The organism is Pseudomonas sp. H1h (genome assembly GCF_000633255.1).
Lineage (GTDB): Bacteria > Pseudomonadota > Gammaproteobacteria > Pseudomonadales > Pseudomonadaceae > Aquipseudomonas.
Genome location: NZ_AYMJ01000031.1, coordinates 472,897 through 485,076, shown reverse-complemented (window position 1 = coordinate 485,076; position 12,180 = coordinate 472,897). Strand labels below are relative to the sequence as shown.

11 protein-coding genes are annotated in these 12,180 nt (G+C 59.8%); 3 read left to right on the top strand and 8 right to left on the bottom strand.

Features of this window, described 5'->3' with window-relative positions:
- Positions 1-7: 7 nt before the first annotated feature.
- From kdpC to kdpF, 4 genes are all read right to left on the bottom strand, one after another.
- On the bottom strand, positions 8-553 hold the full coding sequence (gene kdpC / locus U862_RS0126200) for a potassium-transporting ATPase subunit KdpC (protein WP_025113113.1): 546 nt from the start codon (positions 551-553) through the stop codon (positions 8-10).
- A gap of 228 nt (positions 554-781) precedes the next feature.
- Positions 782-2,839 (bottom strand): potassium-transporting ATPase subunit KdpB, encoded by a 2,058-nt coding sequence (gene kdpB / locus U862_RS0126195; protein ID WP_025113112.1) that lies wholly within the window; start codon positions 2,837-2,839, stop codon positions 782-784.
- Between the two features lie 10 nt (positions 2,840-2,849).
- Entirely contained in the window at positions 2,850-4,544 is a 1,695-nt protein-coding gene (gene kdpA / locus U862_RS0126190; RefSeq protein WP_025113111.1) for a potassium-transporting ATPase subunit KdpA, read from the bottom strand.
- 8 nt (positions 4,545-4,552) lie between these two features.
- Entirely contained in the window at positions 4,553-4,642 is a 90-nt protein-coding gene (gene kdpF, locus U862_RS29225; protein ID WP_007963673.1) for a K(+)-transporting ATPase subunit F, read from the bottom strand.
- A gap of 385 nt (positions 4,643-5,027) precedes the next feature.
- On the opposite strand from kdpF, the gene eat reads away from it, so the two are divergent.
- The 3 genes from eat to U862_RS0126170 all read left to right on the top strand — a co-directional run bounded on the left by eat (position 5,028) and on the right by U862_RS0126170 (position 7,422).
- A complete protein-coding gene (gene eat / locus U862_RS0126180) occupies positions 5,028-6,392 on the top strand; it encodes an ethanolamine permease (RefSeq protein ID WP_025113110.1) in 1,365 nt (454 codons plus the stop codon).
- Positions 6,393-6,519: 127 nt separating this feature from the next.
- Complete coding sequence (locus tag U862_RS29840; protein ID WP_003226857.1) at positions 6,520-6,687, top strand: DUF2897 family protein; 168 nt, start codon at positions 6,520-6,522, stop codon at positions 6,685-6,687.
- Between the two features lie 180 nt (positions 6,688-6,867).
- Positions 6,868-7,422, top strand: a complete 555-nt coding sequence (locus U862_RS0126170; protein WP_025113109.1) for a TetR/AcrR family transcriptional regulator — start codon at positions 6,868-6,870, stop codon at positions 7,420-7,422.
- Here the strand turns inward: U862_RS0126170 and fabF are convergent.
- From fabF to U862_RS0126150, 4 genes are all read right to left on the bottom strand, one after another.
- On the bottom strand, positions 7,419-8,693 hold the full coding sequence (gene fabF, locus U862_RS0126165) for a beta-ketoacyl-ACP synthase II (protein WP_025113108.1): 1,275 nt from the start codon (positions 8,691-8,693) through the stop codon (positions 7,419-7,421). The two genes, U862_RS0126170 and fabF, sit on opposite strands and share 4 nt — an antisense overlap.
- Positions 8,694-8,710: 17 nt before the next feature.
- Entirely contained in the window at positions 8,711-9,508 is a 798-nt protein-coding gene (locus U862_RS0126160; RefSeq protein ID WP_025113107.1) for an SDR family oxidoreductase, read from the bottom strand.
- 211 nt (positions 9,509-9,719) lie between these two features.
- Entirely contained in the window at positions 9,720-10,055 is a 336-nt protein-coding gene (locus U862_RS0126155) for a helix-hairpin-helix domain-containing protein (protein ID WP_025113106.1), read from the bottom strand.
- Positions 10,056-10,168: 113 nt separating this feature from the next.
- Positions 10,169-12,163 (bottom strand): nucleoside-diphosphate sugar epimerase/dehydratase, encoded by a 1,995-nt coding sequence (locus U862_RS0126150; RefSeq protein WP_025113105.1) that lies wholly within the window; start codon positions 12,161-12,163, stop codon positions 10,169-10,171.
- Positions 12,164-12,180 lie beyond the last annotated feature (17 nt).

Below are 12,180 nucleotides of genomic sequence, written 5' to 3'. Positions count from 1 at the left end.
CGCAGATTTACAGTTTCTCGAGCGCCATGTTCAGCTCCAGCACATTCACCACCGGCGGCCCCACCAGAGGCTGTTCGATGTGCGCATCGAGCAGTTGCTGCAAGGTCGACACCGGCAGGTTGCGGGCTGCCGCGACACGCGCCAGTTGATAGGCAATTGCCGCCGGTGGCAAGTGCGGATCGAGACCGCTGCCGGAGGTGGTCAGCAACGCCAATGGCACTGGCCCCTGACCGGGCACCTGCAACTTGTTGGCGTCGTCGATCACCCGGGTGGCCAGTGCCGGATTGCTCGGCGCCAGGTTGCTGGCGCTGCTGGAAACCGTAGCAAAAGCACCCGCCGAAGGACGTGGATGGAACCACGCATCACCGACGAAATCCTGGGCGATCAGCGCCGAGCCACGCACCTTGCCGTCGGCGTCGTGGACCAGACTGCCGTTGGCCTGTTCAGGGAAAGCGACCTGCGCAACACCGGTTACCACCAGCGGGTAGGCCACGCCGGTGATCAGGGTCATCAGCACCAGCAGGCTCAGGGCCGGACGTATCATTGTGGACATTGCAAAATCCTCGAATTCGTTGGGCAACTTGGGTGGAGTGTCAGGGAGACTTCTTCCCCCTCACCCCAGCCCTCTCCCCCGAGGGGAAGAGGTTAAAGGGAGCCGATCCTGGTGTTGTTCAAGACCTGAGTTCGGCTCGGTATTTCAGGTCGATCCAGCTCCCGCAAACACCTCGGTCGGTCCCCTCTACCCCAGGAAGAAGGTTTAGGGTGAGGGGCTCTTTCAGTCTCAAACCAGATGCAGCGCCGTCAGCAGCATGTCGATCGCCTTGATCCCCACGAACGGCACCAGAATCCCGCCCAGTCCGTAGATCAGCAGGTTGCGGCGCAGCAATGCCGCCGCACTTGCCGCCTGCACGCGCACGCCACGCAATGCCAGCGGAATCAGCACTACGATGATCAAGGCGTTGAAAACAATGGCCGAGAGAATCGCGCTCTGCGGACTGGTCAGGTGCATGATGTTCAGCACGCCCAGTTGCGGATAAATCGCGGCGAACAGTGCCGGCAGAATCGCGAAGTATTTGGCGACGTCGTTGGCGATGGAAAAGGTCGTCAGCGCGCCACGGGTCACCAGCAATTCCTTGCCGATCTGCACCACGTCCAGCAGCTTGGTCGGGTCGCTGTCGAGGTCGACCATGTTCGCCGCTTCGCGTGCGGCTTGCGTGCCGTCGTTCATCGCCATGCCGACGTCCGCCTGGGCCAGCGCTGGTGCGTCGTTGGCACCGTCGCCGCACATGGCGACCAGACGACCGTCGTTCTGTTCGTGACGAATGCGTGCCAGTTTTTTCTCAGGGGTAGCTTCAGCGAGCACGTCATCGACGCCTGCTTCTGCCGCGATGGCCGCTGCGGTCAACGGGTTGTCACCGGTGACCATCACGGTGCGAATCCCCAGTTTGCGCAGCTCGGCAAACCGCTCGCGAATGCCCGGCTTGACCACGTCCTTGAGGTGGATCGCACCGAGCAGTTTGCCGTCGGCGCAGACCAGCAACGGGGTGCCGCCACTCTGGGCGATCTTGTCGATTTCCCGCGACAGCGCAGGCGCCAGATCGGCACGTTGTTGGCCGAGGAAGGCCAGCAGCGAATCCACTGCACCCTTGCGGTAAACGCGGCCCTGATAGTCGACACCGGACAAACGGGTTTCAGCACTGAATGGCACGGCGGTCAGGCTGTCCAGCGTCGGCTCAGGCTGTGGGTGCAGACCGCGCAGGTATTCAACGATGGATTTGCCTTCAGCGGTTTCATCCGCCAGCGAAGCGAACAACGCGCCTTCGGCCAGTTCGCGACCATTGACGCCAGGCGCGGCGTACACCGCGCTGCAACGACGGTTGCCGAAGGTGATGGTGCCGGTCTTGTCCAGCAGCAGCACGTGCACGTCACCGGCCGCTTCCACCGCGCGACCGGACTTGGCGATCACATTCAGGCGCACCAGACGGTCCATCCCGGCGATACCAATCGCCGACAGCAAGCCACCGATGGTGGTTGGAATCAGCGTGACCAGCAGCGCCACCAGGAACACCAGCGGCAGGTTGCCGTTGGCGAAATGGGCGAATGGCTGCAGGGTCACCACCACCAACAGGAAAATAAGGGTCAGACCGATCAGCAGGATGTCCAGCGCAACTTCGTTCGGGGTCTTCTGGCGTTTGGCGCCTTCGACCAGTGCAATCATGCGGTCGAGGGTCGATTCACCCGGGTTGGCGGTGATCTTCACCAACAGCCAGTCGGACACCAGTCGCGTGTTGCCGGTGACCGCCGAACGATCGCCCCCGGACTCGCGAATCACCGGCGCCGATTCGCCAGTGATCGCCGCTTCGTTGACGGCCGCGATGCCTTCGATGACCTCGCCGTCACCGGGGATCATCTCCCCCGCTTCGACGCGCACCACATCACCTTTGCGCAGGTTGGCAGCGGGCACCACCTGGAAGCTGCCATTGGCCATTTTACGCCGCGCGCTGAGGCCTTCGCTGCCCGCCTTGAGACTGTCGGCGCGGGCCTTGCCGCGACCTTCGGCCAAGGCTTCGGCGAAGTTGGCGAACAGCACGGTGAACCACAGCCACAGGGCAATCTGCGCAGCGACGAAAGTCGGCACGACGTTGTCCGGGATGAAGCACAGCACGGTGGTGAAGATCGCGGTCAGTTCGACCACCAGCATCACGGGCGAGCGCACCAGCTGGCGTGGGTCGAGCTTGACGAACGCTTGCACCAGCGCCGGGCGCCACAGGGCCGAGAGCGCGGTTTTCGCTTGTTCCGGTGCCTTGATGGCAGCGGGTTTGATTGCGGGCATATTCATCATTGAGTCCTCAGAAGCCCATGCTCAGATGTTCAGCGATTGGGCCCAACGCCAGGGTCGGCAGGAAGGTCAGGCCGCCCACCAGCAAAATGGTCACGGTCAACAAGGTCACGAACAGCGGGCCATGGGTCGGGAAGCTGTTCTGGCCGATCGGTGCGGTTTTCTTCATCGCCAGGCTACCGGCCAGTGCCAGCACCGGCAGGATGTAACCGAAGCGCCCGATCAACATGCCCAGACCGAGCATCAGGTTGTGGAACGGCGTGTTGGCACTCAGGCCACCGAAGGCCGAACCGTTGTTGGCGCTGGCCGAGGTGTAGGCGTATAGCAACTGGCTGAAACCGTGCGGGCCGGGGTTGCTGATGGTCGCCGCCGGGCCAGGCAGGGCCGCCGCGATGGCGCCGAGGACGAGCACGCCAACCGGCATCACCAGCAAGGTCACCACCAGCAATTGCACTTCCCGCGCCTGCAGTTTCTTGCCGAGGTATTCGGGGGTGCGGCCGATCATCAGGCCGGCGAGGAACACCGCGATCAGCACGTTGAGCAACATGCCGTAGAGCCCGGCACCGACGCCGCCGAAGATCACTTCGCCGACCATCATGTTGACCAGCGCGACCATGCCACTGAGCGGGTTGAGGCTGTCGTGCATGCCGTTGACCGAACCGTTCGACGCGGCGGTGGTGGTCACCGACCACAGCACGGTGGCGGTGGTGCCGAAGCGCGCTTCCTTGCCTTCCAGCGGTGCGGTCTGCTCGACGGCGACGTTGTTCAGCGCAGGGTTAGGCTGATATTCGGCCCATAGCGAAGTCGCGCCGCCGATCAGGAACAGTGCCAGCATGCAGGCGATGATCGCGCGGCTCTGACGCTGGTCCTTGACGTAATGGCCGAAGGTGAACACCAGCGCCACCGGGATCAGAATGATCGAAGTGACTTCGAACAGGTTGCTCCACGCGGTCGGGTTCTCGAACGGATGCGCCGAGTTGACGCCGAAGAAGCCACCGCCGTTGGTGCCCAGTTGTTTGATCGCAATCTGGCTGGCCGCCGGGCCGAGCGGGATCACTTGATCAACACCCTGCATCGTCACGACATTGACGTATTGCGCGAAGGTTTGTGGCACGCCTTGCCACACCAGGTACAACGCCAGCAGCAGGCACAGTGGCAGCAAGCCGTAGAGAGTGGCGCGGGTCATGTCGACCCAGAAGTTGCCCAGGGTCTTGGTCGACTTGCGCCCGATACCACGGCACAGCGCAACCAGCACGGCGAGGCCGGTGGCGGCGCTGACAAAGTTCTGCACGGTGAGACCGACCATCTGGCTCAGGTAGCTGAGGGTCGCTTCACCGCTGTAGGACTGCCAGTTGGTGTTGGTCATGAAACTGACCGCGGTGTTGAATGCCTGAGTCCATTCCTGGCCCGGCAGGTTTTGCGGGTTCAGCGGCAGGTGATCCTGAAACAACAGGATCGCGAACAGCAGCAGGAAACCGGCGAGGTTGAACGCCAGCAGTGCCAGCGTGTATTTCTGCCAGCTCTGTTCAGCCTGTGGATCAACCCCGGCAATGCGATAGCAGCCGCGCTCGACCGGGCCGAGAATCGGCGTCAGCCAGGTGCGCTGACCTTCCATCACTTTGTAGTAGAAGCGCCCGAGGAACGGCGCCGGCAACAAGACCACCGCGAAAAACGCGAGGATCAGCCAATAGTCATAACTGTGCATAGCCGCTCCTAGTTCCGGTCCGCGCGCAACAGCGCAACCAACAGATAAATGAACAGCCCGGCTGCCAACAGCAGGGACACCCCGTCCAGAACGCTCATGGAAGATCTCCGTGTTACGGCGTATTGCCGCGTGTGGAGGCATTGTCGGAAAGGAGGCTGTAAAGGAACGAGACCGAGGGGTGTGGCGGGGCATAAAGAAAGCGTAAAGAGTGGGTTTATGCGGGCGTTACAGCAGGTTTTTGCGCCGTCAGGCCGGGCTTCTTCGCGAGCAGGCTCGCTCGCACAATTTGAAATGCATTCCCCTGCTCGCGAAGACGGCATAACCGTCAACATCGCACTCAACTGGCGCACAAAAAGCCGTTATTGCGCCGCGAACATCCCCGATACGACAGCTTTCAACTCATTACGACTCGTTTCACAGCAATGGCACGCCCACTGCACACGCCCTCCCCCGAGCTTTCCAAACCGTTCAGGGAGCATGCGCATGAACACACAACTCAAACCCACGCTGGGCACCCTGCACCTGTGGGGCATCGCCGTCGGGCTGGTGATTTCCGGCGAGTATTTCGGCTGGAGTTACGGCTGGGGCGTAGCCGGCACGCTGGGCTTTCTGGTGACCTCGTTCATGGTCGCCACCATGTACACCTGCTTCATCTTCAGCTTCACCGAACTGACTACGGCGATTCCTCACGCGGGCGGCCCGTTCGCCTACAGCCGGCGCGCGTTCGGTGAAAAAGGCGGACTGATCGCCGGGCTGGCGACGCTGATCGAATTCGTCTTCGCACCACCGGCTATTGCGCTGGCAATTGGTGCTTATCTGAATGTGCAATTTCCTGCGCTCGACCCGAAACACGCAGCGGTCGGTGCCTACGTTGTGTTCATGACCCTGAATATCCTCGGGGTGAAACTGGCGGCGACGTTCGAGCTGATCGTTTGCGTGCTGGCGGTGATCGAATTGCTGGTGTTCATGGGCGTGGTCGCGCCGGCGTTCAGCTTCAGCAGTTTTGCGCTCAATGGCTGGGCCGGTTCCGATGTGTTCGGTGCACCGGCGATTGCCGGGATGTTCGCCGCGATTCCGTTTGCGATCTGGTTTTTCCTCGCCATCGAAGGCGCGGCCATGGCAGCCGAAGAGGCCAAGGATCCCAAGCGCACGATCCCCAAGGCTTACATCAGCGGCATCCTGACGCTGGTGCTGCTGGCGATGGGCGTGATGTTTTTCGCGGGTGGTGTGGGTGACTGGCGCACGCTGGCAAACATCAACGACCCGTTGCCCCAAGCAATGAAAACCGTGGTCGGCGACAACTCCGGGTGGCTGCACATGCTGGTGTGGATCGGCCTGTTCGGTCTGGTGGCGAGTTTCCACGGGATCATCCTCGGCTACTCGCGACAGTTCTTCGCCCTTGCCCGCGCCGGATATTTGCCGGCCTCGCTGGCGAAACTGTCGCGCTTCCAGACCCCACACCGGGCGATCATCGCCGGAGGCATCATCGGCATTGCCGCGATCTACAGCGACGGACTGATCAACCTCGGCGGCATGACCCTCACCGCCGCGATGATCACCATGGCCGTGTTCGGCGCTATCGTGATGTACATCATGAGCATGCTCAGCCTGTTCAAACTGCGTAAGTGCGAACCGAATCTGGAGCGTACTTTCCGTGCGCCGTGCTATCCGTTGGTGCCGATGATTGCGCTGGTGCTGGCAGTGGTGTGCCTGGTCGCCATGGCCTGGTTCAACGCGCTGATCGGGCTGATCTTTCTTGGCTTCATGGCGGTCGGCTTCGGCTACTTCCTGCTGACCGGTCAATTGCGTGCTGACGCCCCAGCGGATGCAATGCTGACGGGTCGTTGAGGGATTTCGGGTGCACCGGGCATAACCGGCCTAGAATGGAACCACTGCGAACTCACTTCGCTCAAAGTGGTATGCAGCGTCTGTGGTGAAACCCTCGCCCGTCGAGCTGCCATTAAGGAGAGCCGTTATGCCCTGGTATGCCTGGTTGATTCTGGTCGTTGCAATCGGCTCGATCGTTGGCGGATTGATGATGCTGCGCGACACCGCCAACAAGGTCGAACTGACCGATGAAGAACGTAAGCGCGTTGCGCAGCGCAACGCCGAAGCGGACATCAAGGACGCACAGGATCGTTGAATAAAAACCCCGCCGGAACAGGCGGGGTTTGTTTTTGTACAGACTTTTACTGGCTGCGTATGTCCGGTAGTGCCCTCAAGGATCATGTTGGACTGAGCGGCGCGCTATTAAGAAGTAGAAGTACAGTCACCATGTCATTTTCCTTGGTTAAGATGGCGGTCTTGTTGCGGAGAGTTCCACATGCGTTACTCGCAAGATCATAAAGCTCAGACCCATCAACGAATCATCAAGGAAGCTTCGGCGCGATTTCGCAAGGACGGCATCGGCGCCACCGGTCTGCAGCCGCTGATGAAAGCACTGGGGCTGACCCATGGCGGCTTTTACTCACACTTCAAATCCAAAGATGAACTGGTCGAAAAAGCCCTGCAGGAGGCGAGCGATCAGGTCGACGGTTTGTGCGCAGAGATCTTTGCCCAGGAAAACCCGCTGCACGCGTTTATCGACACCTACCTGTCCGAATGGCACCAGACCTCCCCGCACGAAGGCTGTCCGCTGCCGACGATCTCTTCAGAACTGGGCCTGCGCGGCCATCCGAGTCCGACCAGTGATGCCGTACTCATTGCCCGACTGAACCAGATCGAGAGCACCCTCAAAGACAACAGCGCCGACGAGGCCATCGTCATCATGTCGACGCTGGTCGGCGCGCTGTTGCTGTCACGCAGTGTCGCTGACGCCGAGTTTGCCCAACGCATCCTCGACGTCACTCGCGATCACCTCAAGCAATCACAGGACTAAGCCTGCCAACGCTTGAACAGCACACTGGCGTTCACCCCGCCAAAGCCGAAACCGTTGGACAGGGCATATTCGATCGGCATCGAACGCGCCTGACCATGGACGATGTCTACGCCCGCGCTCGCAGGATCGGGGTTATCGAAATTGAGCGTCGGCGGCACGATCTGATCGCGTATAGCCAACAGGGTGAAGATCGCTTCCAGCCCGCCCGCTGCCCCGAGCAAATGCCCAGTGGCTGACTTGGTCGAGGTCACGGCGATTTTATTCTCTGTGCCGAACAACCCCTTGATGGCTGCCAACTCGCCAAGATCGCCGACCGGCGTGGAGGTCGCATGTGCATTGAGATGCTGCACCTGATCGGGCGTGACACCGCCCTGCGCCAATGCCAGCGCCATGGCACGACGTGCCCCGCTACCGTCCTCCGGCCCGGCGGTGAGGTGATAGGCATCGGCGGTAGTGCCATAACCGACCAGCTCGGCCAAGGGCTGCGCTCCACGTGCCAGCGCATGCTCCAGCGATTCGATCACCAACAGGCCCGCGCCCTCGCCCATCACAAAGCCATCGCGCCCACTGTCGAACGGCCGTGAGGCGCGTTCGGGGGTGTCGTTGTAACCGCTGGACAGTGCTCGCGCCGCTGCAAAACCGGCCAGGCTGACCCGATCGATGCACGCCTCCGCCCCGCCGCACACCGCTATATCCGCCTCGCCTGCGCGAATCAGGCGGGCCGCATCGCCAATCGCCTGAACCCCGGCGGCACAAGCAGTTACCGGTGCCCCCAGTGCGCCTTTCAATCCGTGCTCGATCGATACGTGTCCAGCGGCAAGATTGACCAGAAACGATGGAATGGTGAACGGCGACAGACGACGCGGACCGCGACTGTCGGTGGTGCGCACCGCGTCAGCTATCGCACCGAATCCGCCCACACCGGAACCGATGATGGTCGCGGTGCGCACCTGATCCTTGTCCTCGGTCGGGTGCCAACCGGCCTGCGCCAACGCCTGCCGCGCCGCCTCCATGGCAAACAGGATGAAGCGATCCATCTTCTTCTGCTCTTTGGGTGGCGTGGAACGATCCGGATCGAAACCGGCCTCGGCATCCTCCGCCATTGCCGGTACTACGCCGCCGACGCGGGTCGGCAGATCAGCGATCACCGCGTCCGGTAAGTTACGCAGGCCGGAACGCCCGGCCAGCAAGCGCTGCCAGACAATCTCGACATCACTGCCCAAAGGAGAAACCAGCCCCATGCCGGTAACAACAATTCGACGTTGACTCATACCACAGTTACCTCTGATCAGTTCTTGTAGCGTTGGGCTGCCGAACTGCGCGACAGGTTCGGCGCCATGACATGCCGGGCACGAACAAAGGACTGCCATTCACCTTCGTCAGGCAGCGACGGGATGGTGATCAACTCGCCCTGATCCAGACCGGCCAGCGCCGCATCGACCATCTCACCCGCCTCCATCACCATCTCCGCCGGAATGCCACTGGCATCAATGCCCGAGCGCTCCCAGATTTCGGTGCGGGTAACGCCCGGTAATACCGCTTGTACCTTGACGCCGGTGCCTTCGAGCTCGGTGTTGAGCGACTGGGTCAGGCTTAATACGTAGGCTTTGCTGGCGCTGTAGGTCGCGTTGAAACGCTCGGGAAACAGCGCCACCACCGAGGCAATATTGATGATCGTGCCACGACCAGCCTGAGTGAAACTGGCGGCAGCCGCCGCAGCCAACAGGGTCACGGCGGTGACGTTCAACTGAATCAGGCGCTCCAGTTGCTCGGCGTCAGCATCGGCCAACAGTCCATTGGCTGCCACACCCGCGTTGTTCACCAACAGGCTGATGCTCGAATCACTGCGCAGGCGTTGCTGGAGTTTCAGCAGATCATCCTTTCGCGTCAGATCGGCTTTGAGCACTTCGACCTGAACACCATGGGCCTCGCGTAATTGGCTCGCGGCACTTTCCAGTCGTTGCTGATCACGGGCCACCAGCAGCAGATCAAAGCCCCGCGCCGCCAGCCGCTGTGCGTAAACGGCACCGATACCGGACGATGCACCGGTGACAACAGCGGTACCTTGAGACTGAACCGAATTCATGAGGGTGCTCCTGAAACAGTGGGGAACATTAACCTCCAACCCACACAGGTCTGGAGGCGACGGAAATTATTATAGGCATAATACCAAGACAATATGATACCCATAATTTTCAACTCACCGACAAACGCGTGAGCCTCCCTCCACCGAATTTCCGGCATCCGAAAACAGAAAGGCCGGTCAATGACCGGCCCCTTGGCGTTGAATAATCAGCTTAGTTCACTTCCAGCTTCTCGCGATTGCGATCAAGAATCGCCTTGCCGATGCCTTTGACTTCCAGCAGCTCATCCACCGACGCGAATGGCCCATTAGCATCACGGTACGCAACAATCGCTTTGGCCTTCGCCTCGCCTATCCCGGACAATTGCTTTTGCAGAGTTGCCGCATCTGCACCGTTGAGATCGACCTTTTCACTCGGGGACTGCGCCTGGGCATCAGTCACCATCGCCGCCTTTTCGGTGGAAGAAGTAACAGCAGGCGCTGCAATTACGGCAACTGAAGCACCGGTAAGCAGAGCAAAAACCAGAGAGTAGAAAAAACCGTTACGCATAAATGACGCTCCATGACATCGTTTGAGAAAGCAGCTTTTCCCAAGCTGCTCTTACAAACCTAGGCCATGGAGGGCAGGTGTCAAAAATGCGTCTATTACAGGATGTGAAACAATCAGGGTTCGAGGCGGCGCTGCTGGTAAATCCAGTCGACGATTTCGCCGTCGGGGGTATAACCGCTGACGGTTTCGCGCAGGAGTTGGCGAACTCGGGAATAGTCGTCCCTATCTACCGCAGCGAGCAGATCGTTCAACTTGACCTTGAGTGCGTCCCAGGGGAGATGGTCTTCATTGGCTGTCATGATCATCGGATGGGGCGTGGCCGCCACGTTATCGCCGATCAACAACTCCTCGTAAAGCTTTTCACCGGGTCGCAAACCGGTGAATTCGATTGAGATATCGCCCTGAGGATTGCGATCGGAACGAATGCTCAATCCCGACAAATGGATCATTTTCTCTGCCAGCTCGACGATTTTTACCGGCTCGCCCATATCAAGCACAAAGACATCGCCGCCCTGCCCCATCGAACCTGCCTGGATGACCAGTTGGGCCGCTTCGGGAATGGTCATGAAATAGCGGGTGATTTTCGGGTGCGTGACGGTCAGCGGGCCGCCGGACTTGATCTGGCTATGAAACAGTGGAATCACTGACCCGGACGATCCCAATACATTGCCGAAGCGGACCATGGTGAAACGTGTCTTGTTGACCCGGGAAACATTGGCTTTGTCGCCGAACAGGACCGGAGCGACTTCACGGCTCAAAGCCTGCAGTGTCAGCTCGGCAAGTCGTTTGGTGCTGCCCATCACATTGGTTGGGCGAACAGCCTTGTCGGTCGAGATCAGTACGAAGTTCGACACACCGGACTGCAATGCGGCCTGGGCAGTGTTCAACGTGCCAATGACATTGTTCAGCACGCCTTCGGCAATGTTGTGCTCAACCATTGGCACATGTTTATACGCAGCTGCGTGATAAACCGTATCAACCTTCCAGGTCTTCATCACATCAAGCAATTTGTCCTGATGGCGGATGGAGCCAAGGATGGGCAGCAGGCGCACAGAAATTGATTCACGGGTGCAACGCGGCTCAAGCTCGGAAAGAATGCTGTAAAGATTGAACTCACTGTGCTCGAACAGTAAAAGCGTGGTCGGTCCTAGCGAAAATATCTGCCTGCACAACTCTGCACCGATCGACCCCCCGGCCCCAGTAACCATGACAGTCTTGCCCTTGATACAGCGTTCAAGCAGGTCGGGCTGTGCTGGCACGGCATCGCGTCCCAGCAAGTCCGCAATGTCGACCTCCTGGATATCCTCGACCTTGACTCGGCCACTGGCCAGATCGGTGAAATTGGGTACGCTGCGAACATGGAGCGGGAAACCTTCCAGCATATTGAGGATTTCCCTGCGCCGAGCACGGGTCGACGATGGCAGCGCGAGAAGAATCTCCTGCGCACCCGTCATGTCGATCATCTGCTGGATATGCTTGGGCTTGTAGACCTGAAGACCCGAAATGGAACGCTCGGCAATACCAGCATCATCATCAAGAAAAGCGACCGGGCGCATGACGCGGCCCATGCGTAGTGCAGCCACCAATTGATTGCCGGCGACACCGGCACCGTAAATCGCAACCTTGGTAAGGCCGTCATCACGATTGGCAAAGGGGACATGCTGCGCTGCGGTAAACCAGTCGCCCATAAAGTACTGACGCATGAATAAGCGCAGACCGCCGATGATGACCAGGCTCAACCACCAATAATTGAAGATGATGGAACGCGGGACAACGGCTTCGTGATTGCTGTACCAGAACACCACGAGGGCCAGGATCAACGACGAAAGGCTCACGGCCTTGACGATAGCGATCAAGGCATCGTTGCCAAAGTAGCGCATGACTGCCCGATACATGCCAAAACGCACAAAGAGCGGGATCGCGATCAGCGGCGCTGATACGAACAGCCAAAAATGCGCCCTGAGAGGGTTGTACATATCGTCGACACCAAGGCGCACAATGAAGGCCAGCCAAAGCGCCAACCAAACGAGTACGACATCGGTGGCTACCTGAATCAGCCTTTTCTTGCGGCGAGGTAACCCAAGTAACAAAGCCCGAAATCTATCCATAATGCTTTCGTTCTCAT

What these genes read in the sequence shown, in the direction of transcription:
- kdpC (WP_025113113.1), bottom strand. Translation starts at nt 553, where the DNA reads ATGTCCACAATGATACGTCCGGCCCTGAGCCTGCTGGTGCTGATGACC.
- kdpB (WP_025113112.1), bottom strand. Translation starts at nt 2,839, where the DNA reads ATGAATATGCCCGCAATCAAACCCGCTGCCATCAAGGCACCGGAACAA.
- kdpA (WP_025113111.1), bottom strand. Translation starts at nt 4,544, where the DNA reads ATGCACAGTTATGACTATTGGCTGATCCTCGCGTTTTTCGCGGTGGTC.
- kdpF (WP_007963673.1), bottom strand. Translation starts at nt 4,642, where the DNA reads ATGAGCGTTCTGGACGGGGTGTCCCTGCTGTTGGCAGCCGGGCTGTTC.
- eat (WP_025113110.1), top strand. Translation starts at nt 5,028, where the DNA reads ATGAACACACAACTCAAACCCACGCTGGGCACCCTGCACCTGTGGGGC.
- U862_RS29840 (WP_003226857.1), top strand. Translation starts at nt 6,520, where the DNA reads ATGCCCTGGTATGCCTGGTTGATTCTGGTCGTTGCAATCGGCTCGATC.
- U862_RS0126170 (WP_025113109.1), top strand. Translation starts at nt 6,868, where the DNA reads ATGCGTTACTCGCAAGATCATAAAGCTCAGACCCATCAACGAATCATC.
- fabF (WP_025113108.1), bottom strand. Translation starts at nt 8,693, where the DNA reads ATGAGTCAACGTCGAATTGTTGTTACCGGCATGGGGCTGGTTTCTCCT.
- U862_RS0126160 (WP_025113107.1), bottom strand. Translation starts at nt 9,508, where the DNA reads ATGAATTCGGTTCAGTCTCAAGGTACCGCTGTTGTCACCGGTGCATCG.
- U862_RS0126155 (WP_025113106.1), bottom strand. Translation starts at nt 10,055, where the DNA reads ATGCGTAACGGTTTTTTCTACTCTCTGGTTTTTGCTCTGCTTACCGGT.
- U862_RS0126150 (WP_025113105.1), bottom strand. Translation starts at nt 12,163, where the DNA reads ATGGATAGATTTCGGGCTTTGTTACTTGGGTTACCTCGCCGCAAGAAA.